This is a genomic window from Shewanella sp. 8A, assembly GCF_023475945.1.
GTDB lineage: Bacteria > Pseudomonadota > Gammaproteobacteria > Enterobacterales > Shewanellaceae > Shewanella > Shewanella xiamenensis.
In genome coordinates, this window is the sequence record NZ_JAMDJP010000007.1 from 1 (window position 1) to 24,025 (window position 24,025).

The window sequence follows — 24,025 nt, forward strand, 5'->3', positions numbered from 1 at the left end:
GAATGTCCCGAGAGACGTATTGGATATAGAACGAAATGCACGGCAATTTAAGCTGGATGGTAAACGGGAAAGGGCATATCCACGAGTCCTTAAAATGAGCAAAAACAAGTTTCCGGTTAGACCAAAGAAAAATGCCGTTCACTCTTAAGTGAACGGCATTAGGCAATAGTAGTGACTTTAAAACAGAAATACTGCGTTTATTACTGATTTTTCCACCGTTTGCCTGTAAATAAGCAATGACCTTGGTTTTTGTCTGTGTTTATCCGACTGTGACTCAGGTAGAATTTCGCCCTATTTTTGCGACCTAGCTTAGGCTTGGGTGATTATTGGTTAATGCACTGGAAATTAAGTTCCAGCCAGCAGTTGAGGGTGTTATGTCTAACGTTGTTGTTTGTGCTTTATATAAGTTTGTTTCATTACCGCATTTTGAGTCGCTGCGTGAGCCACTCCTGTCCATGATGGAACAGTCCGAGATTAAAGGCACATTGTTGCTGGCAAGTGAGGGGATTAACGGCACTGTGGCCGGCACTCAAGCGGCTATCGACGCACTGCTGGCTTGGCTGAATAACCAAAATGGCCTTGAAAACATCGTTCACAAGTTATCCTTTGACGACGAAATGCCTTTCTACCGCACTAAGGTGAAGCTCAAAAAAGAAATCGTCACCATGGGCGTCGAGGGTATCGATCCGCTTAAAGTGGTGGGCACTTACGTTAAGCCACAGGACTGGAACGCGCTGATTTCCGATCCTGAAGTCATCCTAGTGGATACCCGCAACGACTATGAAGTGCAAATCGGCACCTTTAAAAATGCCATTAACCCAGTGACCGAAACCTTCAGAGAATTCCCTGAGTATGTTAAGCAGAATCTCGATCCAGCCAAGCATAAAAAAGTGGCGATGTTCTGTACTGGCGGTATTCGCTGCGAAAAATCAACCGCTTATTTAAAAGAGCAAGGCTTTGAAGAAGTGTATCACCTCGAAGGTGGCATCCTTAAATACTTGGAAGAAGTCAAACAGGAAGAAAGCCTGTGGGAAGGCGAATGTTTTGTCTTCGATAATCGTGTGGCGGTCGACCATGATTTAAAGAAAGGGCAATACGATCAATGCAATGCTTGTCGTATGCCAATTACTGAAGCGGAAAAATTATCCCCAGCTTATGTGCAAGGTGTGAGTTGCCCACATTGTATTGATAAGATTTCTGAGGAGCAGCGAAAGCGTTTTGTTGAACGTGAACGCCAAGTGAATTTAGCTAAATCCCGTAATGAGGCTCATATCGGTAGTGATGTGAATCATGTGATTGAAGCCCGTCGACAAAAGAAAGAAGCACTGCGCAAACAAGCTGCAGAGAAAAACAAAACCAAGCAAGCTAACACTTAACGCATGCACAGCTAAGGTGATGCTGTTCAATTATGGACAGCCTCACTTTTTTTACCGAACGATTATGCAGCAGAAATGGCAAGCTAAAGGCTGTCAAAAGGAAGGGCAGGCAAGCTCTGGCCCTAACTTTCTGTCATGATAGCTGATTGTCACCTGAGTCAAATGGCGACATGTCACTCCTCGTTTCGTAAGCACAAGCTTGCTAGAACGATCAAAATTTAATTCTGAATGTCTTAAAGAATGTCCTATATGGCAAAATCGATTGGTCATGCTAATGATAAAAATGACCACTGGTTATCTTTAATGAACATCCGCCCCATTAACGGGGCGGTAAAGCATTTACCAATGGACTTTGCCAATATTTAAGAGTGTTCAACCTAATATTAAACGTTGTGACGTTTGCCTGAGCGTTTCAGTTTTTCTGCTTCTAGCTTAGCGGCTTTCTCGGCGGCTTTTTCAGCCAGAATGCGTTCCACTTCGGCTTTCTCGATTTCAGCCATCGCAGGCGTTTCAAGGGATAACAGGCCAATTCGACCTGAGCGGTAATCGTGTAATACAACTTCCGAGGCTTTATGCAAATCGATGCGACCACCGGGACGCAGTGCACCACGTTTACGGCCGATTTCTTCGAGTAACGCCATATCATCCTTAGGTAACTCGCTGATGTTATAACGCTCGCAAATTTCCTTCGGGTAGGCCTTTAAGAAATAACCTGCGGCAAACAGCGCCACATCTTCGTATTCCATGGCGGTATCTTTAATGGCACCCGTGACGGCAAGGCGATAGCTACTAGCTTCGTTATCAACCTTAGGCCATAAAATCCCTGGCGTGTCCGAGAGCACAATACCGTTGTGCAGGTTAATGCGCTGCTGGGTTTTGGTGACGGCGGGTTCGTTACCGGTTTTGGCGATAACGCGCCCGGCTAAGGTGTTGATAATGGTGGACTTACCCACGTTTGGGATCCCCATGATCATAGTGCGAATATCTTTTTCAGTTTTATCGCGACTCGGTACTAACTTACGACAAAGATCCGGTAGCATTTTCAACATACCCGGTTGCAATGTGGTAATCGCTGTGGCTTTTACCCCTTGTTCACGCTCAAGATATTCAATCCACTGGGCGGTAATGTCGGGATCGGCTAAGTCGGATTTATTCAGTAGCTTAATACAAGGTTTGTCGCCGCGAAGCTTTGACACCATGGGGTTTTCACTACTGTAGGGAATACGGGCGTCCAGCACCTCAATTACTAGATCGACCTGAGGCATAGCCTCTTCGATCTCTTTGCGTGCCTTGTGCATGTGCCCCGGATACCATTGAATTGCCATGATAGCGCCTTGTTCTAAATGACTTAAAGACGGCTATTCTACCTTGAAGGCGACGAATGTCATAAAAAAAGCGCCCGAAGGCGCTTAATTGCTTAATCTTGATGCGAATTTGAGCATGTATTGCTTAAAGTACGCCTAGCTCGCGTAATCTTTCCATTAGGTAGCTGTCGGCGGTATAACGCTCAGATAGCACGACCGAAGGTTTAGGGTGTAAGAATAAGGGCAGTGAAATACGCGACTTAGTCTTATCCGTGCCTTCTGGGTTAATCACGCGGTGTGAGGTCGATGGGAAGTAACCACCCGAGGCTTCCTGCAACATATCACCAATGTTGATGATAATATTGCCAAAATCACTTGGCACATCTAACCAAGAGCCGTCTTTGGCTTTGACTTGCAACCCAGGCTCGTTGGCCGCGGGCAGCACAGTGATAAGGTTAATATCTTCGTGGGCCGCTGCGCGAATAGCGCCCATTTCTTCATCGCCCGTCATCGGTGGGTAATGCAGAATGCGCAGCAGGGTTTTGTGGCTGTCGGCAATCATTTCTGGCAGCGGAATCGAGAATTTGGCTTTAACCTCGTCTGGCGAGTAGGTTTCAATCCACTCTAACAGTTCAGCGGCCAGCGCATTGGCTTTTTCATAGTAAGCTAGAATATTGGCACGCAGTGAATCTGGAATACGACCCCAAGGGTACACGTGGTAATACTCTTTGATGTCTTTAACCGTGTGGCCTTTTGCCGTTTCTGAAATCGACGCGGGGAAGAAGCCATCGTGGGTTTCACGATTGAACATAAACTCGTTCTTAGCGTCAGAATTGAAAAAGGCTTGCCACTCAGTGTAAATGTTTTCGACCAGTTCCTTATCGATAGGGTGGTTAGAGAGTACACCAAAGCCCGTTTCACGTAGGGATTCCACAAAGTGTTTGGCGCTATCGGCTGCGCGATAATCAATGGTTTCTAATTTCATATTGTTTCTACTTGTTATATATGGTTGTTAACCAAACACTTTCTAAGGATGACGGTAAGGAGTCATTGCCACTTATCTCATTATCGGTATGGTGCGCTCAGCCCTAGTGCAAAAGCGGTCCAAATAGAAAGGATTTGGGTAGAGAATTGACCCGCAGCAAGTGTAGCTTTGCACTGTGCGCGGTGCAAACACTCAAGACAATGGACTGAGATTACTGCTGAATTTTCCTCCAGTTATTTAAGCATTGACTCAATCAACAGGATTTTATCGACTAAAGCGGCTACTATGCCAAAAAGCCAATTCAGGCCGAGGCGCAATAAACCTGAGGAACAAACGGTCTTATGCAGGCGAATACCTTAAGAGCTAAAGGAGACTTTTATGAACAAACTGACTGATTTTGAACGCTATGTCATAGAAGAAAAGGGCACAGAACGTCCCTTTAGCGGGGAGTATTATCAGCATGACGCTAAAGGCGTGTATTTGTGCAAAAAATGCCATGCGCCTTTGTATCGCTCAGAAGATAAGTTTAATGCCCACTGTGGGTGGCCAGCCTTCGATGATGAAATTCCAGGCGCAGTGAGTCGCCATGTCGACGCCGATGGTCGCCGTACCGAAATTGTCTGTAGTCAGTGTGGCGGTCATTTAGGCCATGTGTTTGAAGGGGAATATTTAACGCCGAAGAATATTCGTCATTGCGTTAATTCTGTCTCCATGGTGTTTCAAGCGGCCGATGAGGTGACAACATCGACTCATAAAACGGCCTTTGCCACCTTTGGTGCGGGCTGTTTTTGGTGTGTTGAAGCGATTTTTAAGAGCCTGAAGGGCGTGCTGAATGTCAGCTCTGGTTACTCAGGTGGGGATGCTAGCGATGCCGATTATAAGTCGGTGTGTTCGGGATTAACTGGGCATGCCGAAGTGGTGCACATCGAGTTTGACCCCGCACAAATCAGCTTTACAACGCTGCTACAGGTGTTATTTGAGAGTCACGATCCTACCACGCTCAACCGCCAAGGTAATGATAAAGGGCCGCAGTATCGCTCCGTCGTCTTTGCCCATGATGCGGCGCAGATTGAAGAGACCAATGCCATGATTGCAAAATTAACCGAGGCAAGGGTATTTGATGCGCCAATCGTCACTCAAGTGGTGGCTTTTGAGTCTTTTTATCCCGCAGAGGATTATCACAATGATTACTTCGCCCTGCATGGCGAGCAGCCCTATTGCCAAATTGTGGTGCGGCCAAAGGTTGAAAAGATTAGAGCCCTCTTTGCCGAGCTACAAGCATAGGCTTAATGTGCGAGCAAATTGACGGATAAAAAACGCCACCGATAGGGTGGCGTTTTCGTTGATGGCTTGGCTGATGGACTGAAGACTCAGCGCATTAGCGGGATTGCGCTAACCACTCGGCATATTGTTTCGCGTAATAGCTGACGATTAAATCGGCGCCAGCCCGCTTTAACCCGATAAAGGTTTCGGTGACGACGGCGCGCTCATCGAGGGCGCCCGCCAGTGCAGCAAATTTAATACCGGCATATTCGCCGCCAACCTGATAAGCCGCTAAGGGAAGGTGGGTTTGCTGCCTTAGGCGACTTAACACATCCAAATACGGTGTGCCGGGCTTTACCATCAAAATATCCGCGCCTTCCTCTTCATCGAGCAGTGCTTCGAGCAAGGCTTGGCGACCATTGGCGTAGTCGAGCTGGTAGCCTTTACGGTTTCCGCTAAGTTCACAATCCACCGCGGCCCTAAAAGGCCCATAGAAGGAAGAGGCGAACTTGGCAGCGTGGGCCAAAATGGCAATGTGCTCAAAGCCTGCCTCATCCAGCCCTTGGCGGATAGCTTTAATTTGGCCGTCCATCATGGCCGATGGCGCCAGCATATCGGCTCCGGCTTTGGCGGCAGTAACAGATTGTTTAACTAAGTTAGCCACGGTTTGATCGTTACAGACTTCGTCATGGTGCAATACGCCGCAGTGTCCATGGTCGGTATATTCACAAAAACAAATATCGGGGATCACCATCATCTCTGGCGCGACGGTTTTGATGGTGCGGATCATTCGTGCCAGTAAACCATTGTCATCCCAAGTGTCGCTGCCCTGTGCATCTTTGGTGTGGGAAATGCCAAAGGGCATCACATAGCGGATCCCTAATGCGTAAAGCCTTTGAATTTCATCGGCAAGCGCACTCTCGGGCAGACGGCTGATCCCCGGCAAGGTTGAAATGGGCACGGCTTGGCTGATGTGCTCTTCAATAAAGAGTGGGTGGACTAAGTCGCTTAGGGAAATCTGGGTTTCACACACTAGGTCACGCATGGCTTCAGTGCGGCGTAGGCGTCTTAAACGGCGAAGAGGTTTAAGGGGATTTTCTCTGGTACTGCTCATTGAATTTCCTTATTAACAGTGTAAAAGCATCACGCGAAGTTTCGCGTCAAAGGGAGAGGGTTAAAACGATGCTCAGGACGCGCTTGTTGCTTTGGTGAACTTGATTTAGTGAGACAAAAGCTTCAGCACTGTTTGCTCAGACCTAAAATAGGGCAAAAGTTTCCCTGTATTTGGACCAAGGCCGAAGAGGTTGTTGAGTTAGTGATGGCGATCACAAACCCAGCGCTAAGCCAATCGATCCATTAGCCGCCTTTTTAAAGCCTTTGCTTTCGATTATTTGATGTTATCATTTGCGCCAATTTACACTTGGTATAGTGCAGGGCTTTAATAAGTCGCTATTCTTCTGCCCAACTATACCCACAGCGCGGTTTTTATATGACAACACCCCAAGACTCTGTTTGTATTCTCGCCCTCGACACTTGTACCGAAGCTTGTTCGGCTGCCCTATGTTATCAAGGACAGGTTTTTGCTGAGTTAGCCGATGCGCCTCGGGAGCATAGTCAGCGTTTATTGCCTATGGTGGAAGCAGTATTAAAACAAGCCAATGTCGGCTTAGATAAACTGGATGCGATTGCCTACGGCCGTGGGCCAGGCAGTTTTACGGGGATCCGTATTTGTACCAGCATGACCCAAGGTTTAGCCCTAGGGTTAGACTTACCCGTTATCGGCATTTCCACCTTAGCGGCCATGGCACAAATGGCGATTGCTGAGCACGCTGCCGAGCAAGTGCTCTGTTGTATCGATGCGCGCATGGGAGAAGTGTACTGGGGTCAATTTGTTGCCGTCGATGGCATTGCTACATTAGTCGGTAAAGAGGTGGTGAGCGCGCCTGAACAGGTTGAGCTGGCATTCGATCTTAATAAAGCCATTGTCGGCTGTGGCACTGGATTTGATGCCTATCCCGAGTTATTAGCTCTAGGCAGCGGCATTACCTCCTTAGCGGCGGTGAAGTATCCCGATGCCCGAGCCATGTTAGCGCTGGCTGAAGTGGGTATCAAAGCGGGATTAACCACCAGTGTCGATGAACTCGAACCTGTATATCTTCGTGATACTGTGACATGGAAAAAGTTACCGGGACGTGAATAAACTGTTCATTATTCCCCGTGATACGTTAGAATCTAAAGTGTCTGCATTGGCTAACGATGTAGACATCAAATCTTAGTTAGGCGTTTGTCACAACAGCCTAACAATACTAACTAGGGCAAATAGGATATAAACTGGGCATTTCGATGCAGGTAAATTCGCTTCAAACGAGTTTGACACAAGCGGTTGCGAGTAATCGCCCCGCGATCATACAGGGAATGTCGCCCACGGAAGCGCCGCGCCCTGTGATTGAGCTCGATGCGGTTTCTGCTTTAGCCCTTGATGATACCGATGAAGGATCATCACAAAACCTACAATCCAGACTCGGTGCCCAACTCGAATACGAGCAAAGTACCCGAGGACATCAAGGGGCTATCGCCCAATACCTACAAACGCAACATGCCGCCAAACGTGAAGAGATTCAGCAGATGGTGGGTGTGGATATTTATGCCTGATAGTGCGTCCGTGTCTTCTCAATCTCGTTTTACACCTCGTTTAACTGGCGGCCTTCCGAGCCGTGGTTTGTTTATCATCGAGCTGATGCTGGCCCTCATTTTGACGCGCATTCCTTACCTGAGTGTGCCTTTTAAGTGGTTAGAGAGCTATTTCCACGAGTTGTCCCATGGGATAGCGACAGTGCTCAGTGGCGGCATAGTGAGTCATATTCAACTCTTTCCCAATGGTGCGGGTTTTTGCTTTAGCCAAGGTGGCTCGCCACTGGTGATTGGATTTGCGGGCTACTTTGGCGCAGCCTGTTGGGGATACCTTATTTATCTGTTGGCGACTTGGCCTAAGGGTATTCGCCTAAGCTTTGCGTTTTTAGGCGGTTTAGTGGTGCTAAGTGGCCTGCTGTGGGGGCGAGATTTGCTCACCTTAGCCATTTTAGCGGTACTGACGATAGTGTTGTTACTGCCGTTAAAACTCAGCAAAAATAAAATCCTCACGCAATTTTTACGCATTATTGGTTTGATGATCATGCTCAATGCGCTGGCAAGCCCAACGGTATTGCTCGGACTTGAAGGGCAGGGCGATGCGGTGCTGCTGGCTGATCGTTCATGGATACCAGCGTGGATTTGGGTCGCCATTTGGCTGTTTTGCAGTATCTGCGCCTTGTATATGGCTTGGCGGCGGGTGGATTCCGCCATCTCTCGTTAATACATCGCACATTAACGCTCCTATGGCATCACAAATATTTACAGCCTAAATGGTCAACTTATGCGGCTAATTCTTGGATTTTTTTATATAGACTGCTAGCTTAAGTCTTCGGTATCCAAGGAGAATTATTATGAAAAAAGTCACACTCATCGCCAGTATGCTGATTGCTGGTCTCTGTTCAGGTATGGCCAATGCAGATGAAGCATTAAATAAAGCCATTAAAAGTGATTTTCGCCAAGCCAAAAACGCTAGCCGCGATATTTATCGTCACCCCGCAGAAACCCTTACATTTTTTGGTATAACCCCAACACAAACCGTGATTGAACTTTGGCCAGGTAATGGCTGGTACACTGAAATCCTTGCCCCTTATCTTGCGCCTAAGGGACAATATATTGCCGCCAGTTTCGAAACTACCCCTAGCACGGACACCCCTGGTAATCGCTATCGCGCCAATGCGGGCGTGAAATTCGATACTTGGATGGCGGCCAATAAAGCCTTATTTGGTAATGCGAAAATGGTGGTTCTTGACCCTCCAGCCAAAATGAATTTAGGTGCCGATGGCAGTGCTGACTTGGTATTAACTTTCCGTAACTTACATAATTGGGCTTCAAGCGACCAGCTCGAAAACGTGTTTGCCGCTTCTTACAAAGTGCTTAAAGATGGCGGTGTATTTGGCGTCGTCGAACATAGAGCCAATAAAGGCATGAATATGAGCACGGGCTATATGGATCAAGACGAGATGATCGCGCTGGCCAAAAAGGTCGGTTTTACCTTAGCCGAAAGCTCCGAAATCAACGCCAATCCAAAAGACACTAAGGACTATGCCAAGGGAGTATGGACGTTGCCACCTTCGTTTGCATTAGGTGATACAGATAAAGAAAAATACCAAGCAATTGGTGAGAGTGATCGCATGACGCTCAAATTTGTCAAAAAATCCCGCTAATCACCTGACATTAGAGGCAATATGTGGCAATCTTTCGCCCCCAAAAATCAAGTCGAGTTTGTGTTACCCCATATCAAGCTGAGTGGTCGATTATGGGGAGCGAAAGATAAGCCATTATTGCTCGCGTTGCATGGCTGGTTAGACAATGCCAACAGTTTTGAGCCTCTCGCTGAGTATTTGTCAGATTACCAAATTCTTGCCATAGATTGGCCCGGTCATGGTTTTTCGGCGCATCGGCCGGGACATTACCCATTACACTGGATTGACTATTTATACGATCTCGATGCGTTACTGGCGATTTTGCCACAAAAGCCACTGGCTATTATTGGGCATTCATTAGGGGGGATTATCGCCTCTGCGTATACGGCAGCATTTCCAGAAAAGGTTAATAAGCTGATTTTAATTGAGGCCTTAAGTCCCTTATATGAGTCAGCAACCCAAGCCAAATCGCGGCTGAGGAAAAGCTTTTACCAACATGAGAAATTTTTAGCGCAAAAACACAAACGGATGAGAGTCTACGATAGTCTGGAAACGGCAGTTAAGGCTAGAGTGCATTTAACCGGATTGGCCGAACCGTGGTGTCGACTATTACTTGACCGCAATATGCAAGCGATTTCTGATGGAGTTGTTTGGCGAAGTGATCCAAGACTAAGGCTCGACTCGCCAATGCGACTGACCTTTGAGCAAGTCGATGCTTTAATGCAAAATATTTCGGTGGTTACCTTACTCATATGCGGCAAACAAGGTTTTAGCCAATTACATACGGCGCTACCTAAAGCAAGGAAATGGTTCAGCAATTTGTCTGAACATATGCTTGAGGGGGACCATCATGTGCATATGGATAATGCGCAAGCGGTTAGTCAGTTAATCCAACGTTTTGTCGAATAATGGCTTTTACTAACATAAAAAAGACACTAGGTTTTTTGTTTCTTTTATGTGATGATGATCAAAATTAAAACGCCCGTATGATTTATCCGGGTAAATCAATAACAATAAAATGTAAGTCGGTATTTTAACTCGGTATTTGTCGAGTATTGGCGGTAGTAAGGGTACCGTATCCGCAGTTGTGGGGATTTAGGAGAAAGTAGTGGATCAGCCTTGGATTAAACATTTACCAAAAGATGTGCCTGCTGAGATTAATGTGGATCAGTATTCATCGCTTATCGATATGTTCGAAACTGCGGTGGCTAAGTATTCGGATCAACCTGCATTTATCAACATGGGGGCCACGCTAACTTACCGTAAACTTGAAGAAAGTAGCCGTGCTTTTGCTGCTTATTTACAAAATGAATTGAAGCTACAAAAGGGCGATCGTGTCGCACTGATGATGCCCAATCTGTTGCAATATCCTATTGCGTTATTTGGGGTATTACGTGCTGGTATGGTGGTGGTTAACGTTAACCCACTTTATACCCCGCGAGAGCTCAAACATCAGTTGATTGACTCGGGCGCCAAAGCCATTGTTGTGGTGTCTAACTTCGCCCGCACCTTAGAAGAAGTGGTCGATCAAACGCCCGTGAAAAGTGTCATTATCACTAGTTTAGGTGATCAACTAAGTGCGCCAAAACGCACCTTAGTTAACTTTGTTGTTAAATATATTAAAAAACTGGTGCCGAAATACGATCTACCCCATGCCCTTTCGATGCGCGAAACCTTGTCAAGAGGTCGTAGAATGCAGTATGTCAAACCCGTAATCACTGGGGGTGACCTTGCCTTTTTGCAATATACTGGTGGTACGACTGGGGTTTCAAAGGGCGCCATGTTAACCCACAGTAATGTGGTGGCAAACGTGTTGCAGGCTAACGGTGCTTATTCTCCGGCACTGCGGGATGGTACTGAATTTGTTGTAACTGCATTACCGCTTTACCATATTTTTGCATTAACAGTGAATTGCTTACTGTTTTTACATAAGGGCAGTCAGAATCTGTTAATCACTAACCCTCGGGATATTCCAGGGTTTGTGGCGGAACTCAAGAAATATCCTTTTACCGCCCTGACAGGTGTTAACACCCTGTTTAATGCCTTAGTGAATAGTAGTGATTTTGCTGAGCTGGATTTTTCTCGCCTCAAATTATCCATTGGTGGCGGTATGGCCGTGCAAAAAGCCGTAGCCGATAAATGGCAGAGCATCACTAAAACCCGTTTACTTGAAGGTTATGGGTTAACTGAAGCCTCGCCCCTGTTAACGTGCTGTCCCTATAACTTAGACGGTTATAACGGTTCTATCGGTTTCCCTGCGCCATCTACACTCATTCAAGTGCGTGATGATGCGGGTAATGTGTTGCCTCAAGGCGAGACAGGTGAGCTATTTGGCAAAGGCCCACAGATCATGAAAGGCTATTGGCAGCGTCCAGAAGAGACGGCCAAAGTGATTGATAAAGACGGCTGGCTCGCCACGGGCGATATCGGTTATATGGATGAACAGGGTTTCTTCTATATTGTTGATCGTAAGAAAGACATGATTTTAGTTTCTGGCTTTAACGTCTTCCCCAATGAAGTGGAAGAGGTTGTTGCTTTACATCCTAAGGTGATAGAAGTTGCGGCAGTAGGGGTTCCTAATGATGCGAGTGGCGAGTTAGTGAAGGTGTTTGTGGTGGCGAAAGATAAATCTTTAACCGCTGAAGACATCATTAAGCATTGCCGAGTGCATTTAACGGGATATAAAGTGCCGAAGCTGGTAGAATTTAGGGACGAGTTACCTAAAACCAATGTGGGTAAGATCTTGCGACGAGAACTGAGAGACGAAGTCAAGCGCGCGTAAGATTGAAGCCGGCAATAAGCCGGCTTTTGTTTTTATGGATGTGATTATCCCACAGGAACTGGAGAAGAATTTGTCAGTGTTTCACTATGTGAGCGACGAAGCGAGCCTCAATGCCCTCGTCGCTCAATATCAACAGAGCGCAGTACTGGTATTAGATACCGAGTTTGTGCGTACACGTACGTATTACGCTAAGCTTGGCCTGATCCAAGCCTATGATGGTAACACCTTAGCTTTGATTGACCCTGTGGCTTTACCCAATCTCGGTGCATTTTGGGCTTTGTTAGATAATCCTAACATTATCAAGCTAGTACATTCCTGCAGTGAGGATTTAGAAGTCTTCGCCCATTATGGCCAGCGCCAACCTACGCCCTTATTTGATAGCCAAATTGCGGCTTCACTATGCGGTATGGGCCATGGCTTAGGTTATGCCAAGTTAGTCGAAACCTGCTTAGGTGAAGTGATTGATAAGGGCGAGTCACGCACCGACTGGATACGTCGTCCCTTAACCGAGGCGCAACTTAGCTACGCCGCCAATGATGTGTTGTATCTTTATCAACTTTATCCGCAACTCGCCGACAAGCTTAAAGCGCAAGGCCGTTTAGATTGGCTTTATGAAGAAGGCGAGCGGATGACTGAAGGGCGTTTAGCTCCTCCCGATCTCGAGACTGCATACCTTAAAGTAAAAAACGCATTTCAATTAACAGAGCCTCAATTGGCTTACCTTAAAGTGCTGGCTAAATGGCGTTTAGAAAAAGCTTTGGCACGGGATTTAGCCTTAGGCTTTGTGATTAAAGATCATGGCTTGATTGCGCTAGCGAAAAAACAGCCTAAAAGCATAAGTGATTTGTTTAAATTGAACGATTTAACTGAGCAGGAAAAACGCATCCACGGTAAAGATATTTTACGGGTAATGCAGACTGCTGACTTAAACAATCCACCGGAGCTAGTTGATGTTTTAGCACTTAAACCGGGTTATAAATCCGCCTTTAAGACCATTAAAACCTGTTTAACCGAACTCTGTGAACAACATGCCATTCCGGTGGAAATGCTGGGCTCTAAACGTCATATTCATGAGTATTTACAATGGCGTTGGGATAAACAGCAGGGCGAATTGCCGACGGTGTTAAATGGCTGGCGCGCAGACATTGCGGCTGAATCGTTGGCAAAACTTGAAGTTTAAGTTTTACTGATTAGGCGCCAATATTTTGCTTTTAACATTTCGGTTTTGACCTAAGATTTGATGCCTAAATTTGCATCTAAGGTGTTAGGCCTTGATTTTACCCCAGCTAAAGCATGGGGGTAGGAGAAAGGCGCAGCAGAAAGCGTCATCCCCATTTGAGGATGACGCCAACGCTCGACTTATCTGTCTGGCAACGTCACGTTAAGTTCGAGTACCGACAAGTTATCGTCATTCTGATCTAATTGCACTGAAACTTGATCATCCGAAATCTGCACATACTTGCGGATCACGGCGATGATTTCTTGCTTCATCTGCGGGAAATAGTCAGGTGTATCGCGTTGTCCACGCTGATGGGCCACAATAATTTGTAGTCGCTCTTTTGCCATTACCGCGGTGCTAGGCTTTTTCTTGCTTTTGAAATAGTCGAGTAAAGACATAATTAGCTACCAAATATCCGTTGTAAGAAACCTTTTTTCTCTTCCGTAATAAAGCGTACTGGGACATCTTCACCCAATAAACGCGCGACAGTGTCACTATAAGCGGCGCCTGCATCACTTTCTTGATCGATAATCACAGGTACTCCGGAGTTTGATGCCTTGAGTACGGATTGTGATTCAGGGATAACGCCAAGCAAATCAATGGCAAGGATTTCTTTTACATCGTCAACACTTAACATTTCACCCGATTTTACCCGACTTGGAGAATAACGAGTCAACAGTAAGTACTCTTTTATCGGCTCTAAACTGAGTTCTGCGCGGCGTGACTTGCTTTGCAGCATTCCTAGAATACGGTCAGAGTCGCGAACCGAGCTTACTTCCGGGTTGGTCGTCACAATGGCGATATCGGCAAAATACAATGCCATCATCGCGCCTTGCTCAATACCTGCAGGGGAATCACAGATAATAAATTCAAATTCTTTGGCTAAATCGTCAAGCACACGGCCTACGCCTTCTTTTGTTAGGGCGTCTTTATCACGAGTTTGCGAGGCTGGCAGTACAAACAGTTTTTCACAGCGTTTATCTTTGATAAGTGCCTGATTTAAATTCGCTTCACCGTTGATAACATTGACAAAGTCATAGACGACGCGGCGCTCGCAGCCCATGATTAGATCCAAGTTACGCAAGCCTATATCGAAATCGATAACAACAGTTTTATGCCCTTGTAGTGCAAGTCCAGTTGCAATCGCCGCACTGGATGTGGTTTTACCAACACCACCTTTACCTGAAGTGACAACAATAATTTGTGCCATGTTTCTCTCTATCCTTTTTTGTGCCATTTAGAGGGGCAATGATTCAACGATAAGCGACTCGCCATTTAAGCGAATGCAGCCGCCTTTATCTGAGCTATGTTGTTGTAGATTTTCAGCGAGCCAATATTGCCCTGCTATTGAAACTAATTCTGCCTCGAGGGAATGAGCAATGATTACCGCGCTGCTGTCGCCAGCTGCGCCCGCCATGGCCTTTCCTCGTAACGCACCATAAATATGAATGCTACCATCGGCGATGACTTCAGCGCCATTACCTACCGCACCAAATATGATTAAATCGCCATTTTTTGCATAGACCTGCTGACCTGAGCGAATATTTTGCTTCAAAATCTTAGTTTGACGCGGTGCTGGTGGGGGGGCGACGCTTTGTTTACCCGCTTTGACTATGGCAAGTCCGAGTGTTTTAGCTTGGTTGCTCAGGACATTAGTTGCACCAGTAATTCCTACAATAACTAACTGGCGGGAAAGTAATAACTCTTTTAAGCCCTGTAAATTAAAATCGTTATCTTGAATGGCGCTGAGATTGACGACTAAAGGGGCACCCAGAAAAAATTGGGGAGCTTGTGCCAATTTGCTATCTAATTCAGCCATGACAGCATTTAAATCGCTGTTATTAATATGAAGCACTGAAAGAGTAAAAGAAGCGCCTTTTAACTCTAAGCTAGGTTTTGACATCCCGGCACTATTCTCCAGAAATCATCAGTCGGTTCGCTGATTTGCAATTAAATTACTAGGCGACCATGTTATAGTGTGCCCCATTGACTGGCAAGTTTGAACTATTGGATATTTATACTCTTATGCTATGTGCGGTTTATAAAAGTAGTCGAAAGGCTGACACTTACTTATTTGTAAACAAAAGGGACTGTTTCGACGACGTTCCTCAGGCGTTGTTAGATATGTTTGGTGTGCCTCAGTTAGTGATGGTATTCCCGATTGCTAAGCGTGAATCACTCGGTATCGCCGATATTCATAAGGTCAGAGCAGCACTCAAGGAAAAGGGATTTTATTTACAAATTCCGCCACCGCAGGTTAATTTATTGGCCGAGCACAGAGAAAGCCTTGGGATTCAAGACTAGTCTGTAACTGTGCACAGGGTAAATGCCAAAGACAGTCTTTAAATCTGTTGCAGCATATACAAAGCTCCTCTTGCCCTTAATTCGTAAGGGCAAATCTCCTTCTTTAATGCTCGCCTCTTAAATTTAAGCAACCGCAAACATTAGGGCGTGTTGACGTTTCGAGATTAGATTTTGTTCGTTCTGGCAAGCTCGTGCTCGCGAAACGAGGAATGATGTGTAGTTATTCTACTCAAATGACGAGCGGCTCTTATGACAGAAAGTAAGAGCAAGGGCTTGCCAGACGACCCCTTCGGGCAGCATTTGGCTGACGTTTCTGCTGCGTTATCGTCCGTTTATGTAGAACAACTACACTGCAAGGACTTTGCCTTGCATAAACGCCAGCCAAATTGCTGCAAAAATAACCCTGAAACGTCAACACGCCCTAGTAAGTGGCAACCATTGGGGTAAGGCATCTCGATAATAGTGATTTGCCCAATCACAAAAATATTTATGCCTTCGTCTCACATGCCTTATGGCGCAAGGTCTTTCGTCTATAACAATTACCTACAGACAAGCGGTGAATTATTTAGATGAGTGCGATTATTTAGGCATCTTTGTGGTGCATGTATCGGAGAGAATTAAGCATCCCCTATAAATTGGTGTAAAATGGCCCGCATTGAGCGGATTTTTTATATGAAGATAAGCGTAAACATGGCATTTTGGCAGAATAAAGCGTTAACCGAGCTGACGTCGCAGGAGTGGGAGTCCCTCTGCGATGGTTGTGGTAAGTGTTGTTTAAACAAATTGATTGATGATGAAACTGAAGAGCTGTATTACACCAATGCGGCTTGTCTATTACTCGATCACCAAAGTGCCAGCTGCAAACATTATAGTGACCGTTTTAGCCATGTTCCCCAATGTACTGTGATTACTGCGCAAAATGTGCATGAACTCACCTGGCTACCCGATAGCTGCGCCTATCGCCGTTTGGCATCAGGCAGAGACTTACCAAGCTGGCATCCATTACTTACGGGTTCTAAAGAGGCCATGCACCTTGCGGGTATGTCGATTCAAGGTAAAGTGGTAGATGAGCGCAGGATTAAGGATATTGAAGACCATATCGTGCTATGGCCGCTGAAAGATCTGGATTAATACCATTCAAGCAGTTTTTGTCTGTAATGTCAGATAGTAATGAACAAAAAGGAGCAACTAACCATTTCGGTTGATTGCTCCTTTTTTCTATCTCGAGTTTAAAACCAAAGCGTTATTTATCAAGGATATGGTGGCGTTATTGCTGGACCTCCGCTCAGTCACGCAAAACAATTTTATCGATTAGATAAAGTCATTCAATAATCGTCACTTTTTCGATAATGATGGCTTCACGGGGCACGTCTTCATGGCCCGCTACTCGTGTGGTTTTAACGCCTTCAATTTGCAGTACAACCTCGAGTCCCGCTGTGACTTTACCAAATACCGCATAACCCCAGCCGTTATTGGTGGGTGCCGTATGGTCTAGAAACTCATTATTGGCAGTATTGATAAAAAACTGCGCGGTTGCCGAGTGTGGCGCATCGGTACGGGCCATGGCGATAGTACCAAATACATTCGATAGGCCTTTGTTGGCTTCGTTGACAATTGGTTCGTGGGTGGGCTTTTCTTTCATTTTGGCGGTAAAACCACCGCCTTGGATCATAAAGCCTTTGATCACACGATGGAAAATCGTGTGATCATAAAAACCTTCTTTACAGTAACGAATAAAGTTTTTGGCGGTAACGGGGGCGCGCTCTACATCAAGTTCGAGGGTTATATCGCCAAAATTTGTTGTGAAAATAATCATATGCTGCGCTTCTGTTAGTGAGTTATTTGGTGTGAGATCCACTAAGCCAAGGATTAAATGATGGAGATGTTTCACCTTGTGTTTGTTGTTTCTCGGTGCTTTCGCTCACATCGGGCTGTGTTAACCTTGTCGCTTGCTTAGGTTGCGGCTTGGATTTAGCACTACGGTGCTTTTTCGCCTGAGTTGCTTCAAAGGTGCCGGGTTTTCCACTGGAATAGGGCAAGGCTTGAGCTTTTTTATTGGGTTTATGCGCTGATGTAGAAGCCGATTTAGGCACAAAATCGAGAATTGAAATAGGCACCGCTTTTTTAGGCTCAAACCCCTCGATGTGCTTGCGCTCGATAATATGGCCTAAACGGCGCTCTATAGCGCACAGGTTTCTAAAATCATCTTTAGAGACAAAGGATATGGCTTCACCTTGATTGCCCGCGCGGCCGGTGCGGCCAATGCGATGGATATAATCATCGGCTTCATCGGGTAAATCGTAGTTAATCACTCGCTCGAGCGCATCGATATCGATACCGCGTGACGCAACACCGGTCGCGACTAAAAAGGAGACTTTACCCGCTTTAAAATCGATAAGTAGTTGCTCGCGCACCGCTTGGCTGCGACCACTGTGAAAAGCCTCCGCGGTAATGCCACGCTTTTCTAACTGGCTAACCAATTTGGCAGCGCCGTGTTTGGTTTGGATAAAAATTAATGCCTGTGCCCAGTTATTCTCTTTAATTAAATGGCTCAATAGTGCGGATTTTCGATCTTTATCAACGGTCGTTAACCACTGCTCAATTTGCGTTGAAGCGGCATTTTTACGACTGATTTCAATCTCAATGGCATCCGGAATAGCGGTTTTAGCCAGTGCTTTGACCTGTTTTGATAAGGTTGCCGAAAATAGCAGGTTTTGCCGCTGTTCAGGCAGCTTTTCAATAATGCTATTAATATCTTCGATAAAGCCCATATCGAGCATACGATCGGCTTCATCCAGCACTAATACTGAGACTTCATCAAAGCGAATGGCTCTTTGAGTATACATATCCAGCAAACGCCCAGGCGTTGCAACGAGCAGATCAACCCCTTCAATCAGACGTTTTTTTTGCGGCGCAGCATCAACACCGCCGTACATGGCCATGGCCGTTAATGGCAGGTATTTGGCATATTGATTGATGTTTTGTTCAACCTGCAGTGCCAGTTCCCGTGTGGGGGTAAGAATGATGGTACGTACCCGTTTAGGCCGAATTTTGGGAGCGTCAGCAAATCGATGCAGCAACGGTAATACAAAACTAGCCGTTTTACCTGTACCGGTTTGGGCTGCGGCTAGCACATTTTTCCCCGCAAGAATGCTGGGAATGGCCTGAGCTTGTATTGGCGTTGGGCTTTGGTAACCCAGTTCAGTCACGGCTTTGATAAGCGCGCTGTGTAATCCAAGTTGGGTGAATGGCATTGAGGATCTCAACTAAATGATTTATTGGCAAACTGTTAGCGTGGCGCAAACAGCGAAGCAGGTCGCTATTATAGCAGTAGCATTATTGAAATAGGGGATTATCTCAACTTTGCGGTTAGTTCGAGGGGTTAATAAATGGGCTTACAAAATTGTAACTGGGCATGTATTAGATATTAACATTGCTGCAATTAGGCGGCTGATATGATTAACTAAAGTCATGTTAAATACGCCTGACGAGCGCGCTTTCAGGCGTTTATCGCCAAATTCAATACGCCTAGCATTCGTTTTACCAGCTTGCTTAGGGTAAGCATTACAACAACGCGTTGGTATAAATATAAAAAGGACAATAAAGAATGAGAAAAACCACCCTATCCCTTGCGATATTGTTATCGTTCACCGGCCTTGTAGGCTGCCAATCCCAATCAGACCAAACCTCGCCAAGTAAAGTGGTTAGTGGTGAAGTTAGCACGGTTTCTTTTGCGCAGTTTAGTAATGCTTTTATCGATGATTTGTGGCAATTATCACCAACATGGGCGCTATATAGCGGCAAGCATGTTAATGATGGCTATTTAGAAATCCCCAATGAAGCTAGCCGTGTTAAGACACTTGCCTTTGTAAAAAACCAGCAGGCAAAGCTGAAACAGTTTGAACTTAAGTCTCTGAGCTCTAACGAAACCATCGATTATCATTTGATTGATAACCTGTTAAATAGCATGGCGTGGGATATCACTGACTTTAAATCTTGGCAATGGGATCCCTCTAGCTATAACGTGGCGGGCGGTTTTGCACAAATCATCAATGAAAACTTTGCGCCGCTGGATGACAGATTACGCTCGGTATTGGCTAGGATGGAAAATATCCCAGCTTATTACGCCGCAGCAAGAAGTAATATATCGAAACCAACCCTAGAGCATACGGAACTTGCTGTAATGCAAAACCAAGGTGCGTTTTCGGTATTCTCCGATGATTTATTAAAACAAGTGGCGGATTCCGGTCTGTCGGATGCGGAAAAATCGCTGTTTAAATCCCGCTTCGATACGGCAACGAAAGCAATTAATGAACATATTCGGTGGTTAAATGCACAGGTTGACTTACTGAAAAAAGAAGGTGCCCGTAGCTTTAGGATCGGTGAAGAATTATACGAGCAAAAATTTGCCTTTGATATCCAAGCGGGCATGACGGCTAAACAGCTCTATCAAAAAGCCATGGCAGATAAAGATAGGGTCCAAGGTGAAATGGCCAAGATCACCGATAAACTTTGGCCTAAATATTTTACAACGCCAAAACCAAGTGATAATAAAATCGCCATCCGCCAATTAATTGATAAATTGTCGACTGAGCACGTCAAACGTGACGACTTTGTTAGCGAAGTCCGTAAACAAATTCCTGAGTTGATTGAGTTTGTAAATCAAAAAAAATTAGTGACTTTAGACCCTAAAAAACCATTAGTGGTTCGTGAAACTCCGGAGTATATGCGTGGTTATGCTGGAGCGTCGATTAGTGCCCCTGGCCCCTATGATAAATTAGGCAATACCTATTATAACGTCACGCCACTCGATGGTATGAATGATGAATCCGCTGAAAGCTATTTACGCGAATATAACCATTGGATATTACAGATTTTAAATATTCATGAGGCGATTCCAGGGCATTACACTCAATTAGTGTATTCCAATGAATCGCCAAGCTTAGTGAAAAGCTTATTTGGTAATGGCGCAATGGTCGAAGGTTGGGCTGTTTATACCGAACGCATGATGCTTGAAGAAGGTTATGGCAATTTCGAGCCTGAAATGTGGTTGATGTATTACAAGTGGAATCTACGTGTTATCTGTAACACTATCTTGGATTACAGCATTCATGTTAAAGGCATGACTGAAGATCAAGCCATCAGCCTGATGATGGATGAAGCCTTCCAGCAGCGAGCTGAGGCGGAAGGTAAGTGGCGCCGTGCCACCCTAAGCCAAGTACAGTTGACCAGTTACTACTCGGGTTACCGTGAAATTTACGATTTCCGCGAAGAATATAAGCAGCTCAAAGATAAGGATTTTGATCTCAAAGCATTCCATGAGAAGTTTTTAAGCTATGGCAGTGCGCCAGTGAAATATATTCGTCAGTTAATGCTAGAAAAATAAGCCAATAATTGAAAGGGTGCCATCAATGGCGCCTTTTCACTGGCTGTTTTGATATAAATTGCGTGGATGAATACGTCTGAATTGATACAACGATTAATTTAGGCCGTACAGCAGATTCTGTATGGCCTTGTTATAATTGTTTCTTTCTGAAAGGCTGTTTTCGGTATTATTTTTTGTTGGGTAACTCAGCCATAATAGCTAATACATCTTCGTATGAAATGTTAAACTCTCGAGAAAGGTTAATAATTTTAGTCTTATAGGTTTGAATATTTTCTTGCTGTGCAAGTTGGTGTTTCTTTTCTTCAACTAGTTCGTTAACAGTTTCTTGCAATATTAATAAGCGACGCAAACTGTAATCAAGGGATTTGATGTATTTCCCCATTTGTTGTTTATTACGGGCTTGCTCAAGATCCGTTGAGACTTTTTTCTCATATCCATATTCATCGAGTGCAGCGATAGCGCTTTGCAAATCTAGATCAGTTGTCATTTGGTGTTCACTTTATTACGAGACGTTGAGAAGCGAAAGAATGAATGCCTTAACCCTAGAGGGTATCACAAGCGTTTTACTATCGCAGATTATAATGTTTATGCCAATGCTGACCAAGTATTAAAGTGCTAAAACCAATAAAAAGCTGGTTTTCTCATAGTACTTGTCGGCGTCTACAATAATGAGTAGTCTAAACTTTTCGCCAAGTGGAGATTGAAATGCTTGATCTATTACCCGATTTGTTTGATCACTATCCATCCAAACTCACTTTGTTGCCGCTAGCGTTTCGTGCTTATGGTGGTAAGAAGTTGTTTTGGGGTGAAGTTGTGACGGTCAAATGTTTTGAAGATAACTCCAAAGTGAAAGAAGTTTTAGCACAGCCAGGTCAAGGGAAAGTGCTTGTTGTTGATGGTGGAGGCTCATCCCGTCGTGCACTGCTGGGGGATTTAATCGCCCAAAGCGCCATGGATAATGGTTGGCAAGGTGTGATTATCAATGGTTATGTTCGGGATGTTGCTAGACTGAATACTTTTAATTTAGGGGTTTATGCCTTAGGCGCGATGCCCATCAAGACTGATAAGAAAGATCAAGGACAAGTCAATGTGCCTATCGAGTTTGGTAGTGTTACAGTCAAACCCGGTATGATGGTTTATGTTGATGAGAATGGCATTGCCATCAGTGAGGAGTGTTTAAATTTCGCATTTTTAAGTTAAGTTTTTAAATTCAAGATGTTATTGATAAGGATGTTTTCATGAAATTCATTAAGTGGTTTTTAGCCATTCTGGTGACCTTAATTGTCGCTGTCGCCTTATATCTTACTGTTTTTTTTGACCCTAATGATTTTAAACCAGAAGTTGTCAACGCTGTTAAAAAACAAACTGGGCGCGAGTTAGTAATAACCGATGACTTGTCATGGACATTTTTTCCGACCATAGGGATTAATTTAGGCGGTGTTTCCCTATCTAACCCTGAGGGATTTACCCCAAAATCGATGCTTGAAGTTAATAAAGCCGTAGCTGAGGTTGAGCTTATACCACTGTTCAGCAAGCAAATTGAAATCGCTCAGCTCACTCTTGATGGCGCAAAAATCAATTTGGTCACCCGTAAAAATGGTAGCTCAAGCCTAGATGGCTTAACGGGCAAGAGCACTGAGCTATCTGCTACCCCATCTGAACCAAGTGCTAAAGCACAATTAGCCAGTATCGATGTAGGTGGCATTTCTATTACGAATACGCAAATAAATTTAATTGATGAAGCTAAAGGGCAAACCCAAACCTTAACCTTAAAACAGTTCACTTTGGGGGCATTTTCACTCGATAAATTTGCGCCGATGGCCTATGAATTTGCCGCGACCTTGCCGGATATGACAGTGAGCAGTAAAGGCGAAGGGCAAATCAAGTTAAGTCATGATTTTAATCAACTCCTAGTTGAGAAACTCAATATTGAGACTCAAGTTGAAGGCGAGGGGATCCCTAATAAAAAATTGACCGCTGAGGTTAGTCTAAACAGCCAAATCGCATTAGATAAAAAGCAGTTATCGTTGGACATCAGTAAATTAACGGCAATGGATATCAATGCAGCGGGTAAGTTGACCGTCAATTACGGGAGCAAAGTGCCGAAAATTAGCGCGGATTTCCAATTTGGGGATATTGACCTCGATGCTTTGCTACCAAAATCTGACACTTCAGAAGAACAAACCGCAGCTGCGTCTTCACAGACTCAGGCTGTTGAACCCGATTTAACGGCGCTTAATGGTTTGGATGCGAAGCTAATATTGGCGGTTAAATCGATCAAAGTCGCGAATTTGTCTACGCAAAATTGGTTAATGGATTTAGGCATTAAAAATGGTGAGGTTGATCTTAAGCAGCTAAGTGCAGATCTCTACCAAGGTAAGTTAATGCTCAATGCTCAGGTTGATGCGCGATCAAAAGTGGCAAGTTACCAATTTGATAAGCAAATATCAGGTGTTCAAATTCAACCATTACTTAAGGATGCGGCCAAGCTTGATATTCTGGCGGGAACGGCAAATTTTAATGTAAAAGGCAAAGGTAAGAGTTTGATTCCTGAACAATTAAAGAAAAACCTCCTCGCGAATGGTCGTTTTGATATCACCGATGGTGCCCTTTACGGTGTCAATATCCCGCAGATGATCCGTAGTGCTCAGGCTAAATTAAAGGGGGATTTGTCTGCGGACACGAAAGAGGAGCGTAAAACCGACTTCTCGAGCCTAACCGGTAACTTCTCCCTTGAACATGGTATAGCGACAAACCCTGATCTCGCTATGTCTTCACCTTTGCTTAGGCTTGCGGGTAAGGGCAGCGCGGATCTCTTGACGCAAACTCTGGATTATCGGTTAACGACCAGTTTAGTCAATTCCCTTAAAGGTCAAGGTGGCAGTGAGAAAGATGCGCTGGCAGGAATTGATATCCCTCTCGCTATTACCGGTACTTTCCAAAAACCGGAATATGCCTTAGATACTCAAGCGTTATTAAATAATCAGTTGAAGGAAGAGACTGATAAAGCGAAAGAAAAATTAAAGGATTCGCTACTTAAAAAGTTGGGCGGCTTGTAGGTATGCAAGATTTGCGTGCTCGGTCATCTCCTACGTCAACAGGCGATGTGTGAGCGTAACCGGCAACGTTCTG

24 protein-coding genes and 1 pseudogene are annotated in these 24,025 nt (G+C 45.0%); 16 read left to right on the plus strand and 9 right to left on the minus strand.

All coding sequences use genetic code 11. The features are described from left to right. Together M0413_RS06915 and trhO are read left to right on the plus strand one after the other, a co-directional pair. Positions 1–148: pseudogene (locus M0413_RS06915) on the plus strand (IS4 family transposase); the annotation flags it as partial. 226 nt (positions 149–374) lie between these two features. After that, complete coding sequence (gene trhO, locus M0413_RS06920) at positions 375–1,376, plus strand: oxygen-dependent tRNA uridine(34) hydroxylase TrhO (protein WP_249553589.1); 1,002 nt, start codon at positions 375–377, stop codon at positions 1,374–1,376. A gap of 383 nt (positions 1,377–1,759) precedes the next feature. On the opposite strand, the gene ylqF is transcribed toward trhO, so the two are convergent. Next, complete coding sequence (gene ylqF / locus M0413_RS06925; protein ID WP_249553591.1) at positions 1,760–2,701, minus strand: ribosome biogenesis GTPase YlqF; 942 nt, start codon at positions 2,699–2,701, stop codon at positions 1,760–1,762. Positions 2,702–2,825: 124 nt separating this feature from the next. After that, complete coding sequence (locus tag M0413_RS06930; RefSeq protein WP_037419200.1) at positions 2,826–3,665, minus strand: isopenicillin N synthase family dioxygenase; 840 nt, start codon at positions 3,663–3,665, stop codon at positions 2,826–2,828. 378 nt (positions 3,666–4,043) lie between these two features. Between M0413_RS06930 and M0413_RS06935 the strand changes: the two genes are divergently transcribed. Next, positions 4,044–4,949 carry a bifunctional methionine sulfoxide reductase B/A protein gene (locus tag M0413_RS06935; RefSeq protein WP_069454861.1) on the plus strand — a complete coding sequence of 302 codons (906 nt, stop codon included), beginning with the start codon at positions 4,044–4,046 and terminating at the stop codon, positions 4,947–4,949. A gap of 94 nt (positions 4,950–5,043) precedes the next feature. On the opposite strand, the gene hemB is transcribed toward M0413_RS06935, so the two are convergent. After that, positions 5,044–6,042, minus strand: coding sequence for a porphobilinogen synthase (hemB, locus tag M0413_RS06940; RefSeq protein WP_249553593.1), 999 nt, complete (start codon positions 6,040–6,042; stop codon positions 5,044–5,046). A 375-nt stretch (positions 6,043–6,417) separates the two neighbouring features. Here hemB and tsaB point away from each other — a divergent pair, with 375 nt between their 5' ends. The 7 genes from tsaB (at position 6,418) to rnd (ending at position 13,164) form a co-directional block, all read left to right on the plus strand. Then, positions 6,418–7,128: a tRNA (adenosine(37)-N6)-threonylcarbamoyltransferase complex dimerization subunit type 1 TsaB gene (gene tsaB / locus M0413_RS06945; protein WP_218738672.1), complete on the plus strand. Its 711-nt coding sequence runs from the start codon at positions 6,418–6,420 to the stop codon at positions 7,126–7,128. A gap of 143 nt (positions 7,129–7,271) precedes the next feature. After that, positions 7,272–7,580, plus strand: coding sequence for a hypothetical protein (locus M0413_RS06950; protein ID WP_037419187.1), 309 nt, complete (start codon positions 7,272–7,274; stop codon positions 7,578–7,580). Further along, positions 7,573–8,280 (plus strand): M50 family metallopeptidase, encoded by a 708-nt coding sequence (locus M0413_RS06955; protein WP_037419184.1) that lies wholly within the window; start codon positions 7,573–7,575, stop codon positions 8,278–8,280. Before M0413_RS06950 ends, M0413_RS06955 begins: the two co-directional genes overlap by 8 nt. 130 nt (positions 8,281–8,410) lie before the next feature. Next, the gene (locus tag M0413_RS06960) at positions 8,411–9,223 is read left to right on the plus strand and encodes a class I SAM-dependent methyltransferase (protein WP_249553595.1); all 813 of its coding nucleotides are present in this window, start codon (positions 8,411–8,413) and stop codon (positions 9,221–9,223) included. A 21-nt stretch (positions 9,224–9,244) separates the two neighbouring features. Continuing rightward, a complete protein-coding gene (locus M0413_RS06965; RefSeq protein WP_172587346.1) occupies positions 9,245–10,111 on the plus strand; it encodes an alpha/beta hydrolase in 867 nt (288 codons plus the stop codon). A 199-nt stretch (positions 10,112–10,310) separates the two neighbouring features. Beyond that, positions 10,311–11,984 (plus strand): long-chain-fatty-acid--CoA ligase FadD, encoded by a 1,674-nt coding sequence (fadD, locus tag M0413_RS06970; protein WP_249553597.1) that lies wholly within the window; start codon positions 10,311–10,313, stop codon positions 11,982–11,984. A 70-nt stretch (positions 11,985–12,054) separates the two neighbouring features. Further along, positions 12,055–13,164 (plus strand): ribonuclease D, encoded by a 1,110-nt coding sequence (gene rnd, locus M0413_RS06975; RefSeq protein ID WP_172589936.1) that lies wholly within the window; start codon positions 12,055–12,057, stop codon positions 13,162–13,164. Positions 13,165–13,343: 179 nt separating this feature from the next. Here rnd and minE read toward each other — a convergent pair whose 3' ends face one another. Genes minE through minC form a run of 3 tightly spaced genes read right to left on the minus strand, consistent with a single transcriptional unit; the run spans position 13,344 to position 15,106 of the window. Then, the gene (gene minE / locus M0413_RS06980; protein WP_007648439.1) at positions 13,344–13,601 is read right to left on the minus strand and encodes a cell division topological specificity factor MinE; all 258 of its coding nucleotides are present in this window, start codon (positions 13,599–13,601) and stop codon (positions 13,344–13,346) included. Between the two features lie 2 nt (positions 13,602–13,603). Continuing rightward, on the minus strand, positions 13,604–14,413 hold the full coding sequence (gene minD / locus M0413_RS06985) for a septum site-determining protein MinD (protein WP_037419172.1): 810 nt from the start codon (positions 14,411–14,413) through the stop codon (positions 13,604–13,606). 27 nt (positions 14,414–14,440) lie between these two features. Then, the gene (gene minC / locus M0413_RS06990; RefSeq protein WP_037419169.1) at positions 14,441–15,106 is read right to left on the minus strand and encodes a septum site-determining protein MinC; all 666 of its coding nucleotides are present in this window, start codon (positions 15,104–15,106) and stop codon (positions 14,441–14,443) included. A 122-nt stretch (positions 15,107–15,228) separates the two neighbouring features. Here minC and M0413_RS06995 point away from each other — a divergent pair, with 122 nt between their 5' ends. From M0413_RS06995 to M0413_RS07005, 3 genes are all read left to right on the plus strand, one after another. After that, positions 15,229–15,507, plus strand: coding sequence for a YcgL domain-containing protein (locus tag M0413_RS06995; RefSeq protein WP_037430455.1), 279 nt, complete (start codon positions 15,229–15,231; stop codon positions 15,505–15,507). A gap of 249 nt (positions 15,508–15,756) precedes the next feature. Continuing rightward, the gene (locus M0413_RS07000) at positions 15,757–15,954 is read left to right on the plus strand and encodes a hypothetical protein (protein WP_088585535.1); all 198 of its coding nucleotides are present in this window, start codon (positions 15,757–15,759) and stop codon (positions 15,952–15,954) included. A 243-nt stretch (positions 15,955–16,197) separates the two neighbouring features. Beyond that, positions 16,198–16,638 carry a YcgN family cysteine cluster protein gene (locus M0413_RS07005; protein ID WP_037419163.1) on the plus strand — a complete coding sequence of 147 codons (441 nt, stop codon included), beginning with the start codon at positions 16,198–16,200 and terminating at the stop codon, positions 16,636–16,638. 190 nt (positions 16,639–16,828) lie between these two features. Here the strand turns inward: M0413_RS07005 and M0413_RS07010 are convergent, their stop codons facing one another. Both M0413_RS07010 and M0413_RS07015 read right to left on the minus strand, forming a co-directional pair. Further along, entirely contained in the window at positions 16,829–17,323 is a 495-nt protein-coding gene (locus tag M0413_RS07010) for a peptidylprolyl isomerase (protein WP_088586941.1), read from the minus strand. 22 nt (positions 17,324–17,345) lie between these two features. Further along, positions 17,346–18,761 (minus strand): DEAD/DEAH box helicase, encoded by a 1,416-nt coding sequence (locus M0413_RS07015; RefSeq protein ID WP_088585536.1) that lies wholly within the window; start codon positions 18,759–18,761, stop codon positions 17,346–17,348. A gap of 353 nt (positions 18,762–19,114) precedes the next feature. On the opposite strand from M0413_RS07015, the gene M0413_RS07020 reads away from it, so the two are divergent. Continuing rightward, on the plus strand, positions 19,115–20,893 hold the full coding sequence (locus tag M0413_RS07020) for a DUF885 domain-containing protein (protein WP_140907012.1): 1,779 nt from the start codon (positions 19,115–19,117) through the stop codon (positions 20,891–20,893). A 166-nt stretch (positions 20,894–21,059) separates the two neighbouring features. On the opposite strand, the gene M0413_RS07025 is transcribed toward M0413_RS07020, so the two are convergent. Further along, positions 21,060–21,380: a hypothetical protein gene (locus tag M0413_RS07025; protein WP_037419155.1), complete on the minus strand. Its 321-nt coding sequence runs from the start codon at positions 21,378–21,380 to the stop codon at positions 21,060–21,062. A 218-nt stretch (positions 21,381–21,598) separates the two neighbouring features. On the opposite strand from M0413_RS07025, the gene M0413_RS07030 reads away from it, so the two are divergent. Then, positions 21,599–22,093, plus strand: coding sequence for a putative 4-hydroxy-4-methyl-2-oxoglutarate aldolase (locus M0413_RS07030; RefSeq protein ID WP_037419152.1), 495 nt, complete (start codon positions 21,599–21,601; stop codon positions 22,091–22,093). Between the two features lie 38 nt (positions 22,094–22,131). After that, complete coding sequence (locus tag M0413_RS07035) at positions 22,132–23,952, plus strand: AsmA family protein (protein ID WP_249553599.1); 1,821 nt, start codon at positions 22,132–22,134, stop codon at positions 23,950–23,952. The last annotated feature ends 73 nt before the right edge of the window (positions 23,953–24,025 follow it).

Bases quoted from the DNA above. Each gene is read 5' to 3' on its own strand.
- trhO (WP_249553589.1), top strand. From the start codon at position 375: ATGTCTAACGTTGTTGTTTGTGCTTTATATAAGTTTGTTTCATTACCG.
- ylqF (WP_249553591.1), bottom strand. From the start codon at position 2,701: ATGGCAATTCAATGGTATCCGGGGCACATGCACAAGGCACGCAAAGAG.
- M0413_RS06930 (WP_037419200.1), bottom strand. From the start codon at position 3,665: ATGAAATTAGAAACCATTGATTATCGCGCAGCCGATAGCGCCAAACAC.
- M0413_RS06935 (WP_069454861.1), top strand. From the start codon at position 4,044: ATGAACAAACTGACTGATTTTGAACGCTATGTCATAGAAGAAAAGGGC.
- hemB (WP_249553593.1), bottom strand. From the start codon at position 6,042: ATGAGCAGTACCAGAGAAAATCCCCTTAAACCTCTTCGCCGTTTAAGA.
- tsaB (WP_218738672.1), top strand. From the start codon at position 6,418: ATGACAACACCCCAAGACTCTGTTTGTATTCTCGCCCTCGACACTTGT.
- M0413_RS06950 (WP_037419187.1), top strand. From the start codon at position 7,272: ATGCAGGTAAATTCGCTTCAAACGAGTTTGACACAAGCGGTTGCGAGT.
- M0413_RS06955 (WP_037419184.1), top strand. From the start codon at position 7,573: ATGCCTGATAGTGCGTCCGTGTCTTCTCAATCTCGTTTTACACCTCGT.
- M0413_RS06960 (WP_249553595.1), top strand. From the start codon at position 8,411: ATGAAAAAAGTCACACTCATCGCCAGTATGCTGATTGCTGGTCTCTGT.
- M0413_RS06965 (WP_172587346.1), top strand. From the start codon at position 9,245: ATGTGGCAATCTTTCGCCCCCAAAAATCAAGTCGAGTTTGTGTTACCC.
- minE (WP_007648439.1), bottom strand. From the start codon at position 13,601: ATGTCTTTACTCGACTATTTCAAAAGCAAGAAAAAGCCTAGCACCGCG.
- minD (WP_037419172.1), bottom strand. From the start codon at position 14,413: ATGGCACAAATTATTGTTGTCACTTCAGGTAAAGGTGGTGTTGGTAAA.
- minC (WP_037419169.1), bottom strand. From the start codon at position 15,106: ATGTCAAAACCTAGCTTAGAGTTAAAAGGCGCTTCTTTTACTCTTTCA.
- M0413_RS06995 (WP_037430455.1), top strand. From the start codon at position 15,229: ATGCTATGTGCGGTTTATAAAAGTAGTCGAAAGGCTGACACTTACTTA.
- M0413_RS07000 (WP_088585535.1), top strand. From the start codon at position 15,757: ATGACAGAAAGTAAGAGCAAGGGCTTGCCAGACGACCCCTTCGGGCAG.
- M0413_RS07005 (WP_037419163.1), top strand. From the start codon at position 16,198: ATGGCATTTTGGCAGAATAAAGCGTTAACCGAGCTGACGTCGCAGGAG.
- M0413_RS07010 (WP_088586941.1), bottom strand. From the start codon at position 17,323: ATGATTATTTTCACAACAAATTTTGGCGATATAACCCTCGAACTTGAT.
- M0413_RS07015 (WP_088585536.1), bottom strand. From the start codon at position 18,761: ATGCCATTCACCCAACTTGGATTACACAGCGCGCTTATCAAAGCCGTG.
- M0413_RS07020 (WP_140907012.1), top strand. From the start codon at position 19,115: ATGAGAAAAACCACCCTATCCCTTGCGATATTGTTATCGTTCACCGGC.
- M0413_RS07025 (WP_037419155.1), bottom strand. From the start codon at position 21,380: ATGACAACTGATCTAGATTTGCAAAGCGCTATCGCTGCACTCGATGAA.
- M0413_RS07030 (WP_037419152.1), top strand. From the start codon at position 21,599: ATGCTTGATCTATTACCCGATTTGTTTGATCACTATCCATCCAAACTC.
- M0413_RS07035 (WP_249553599.1), top strand. From the start codon at position 22,132: ATGAAATTCATTAAGTGGTTTTTAGCCATTCTGGTGACCTTAATTGTC.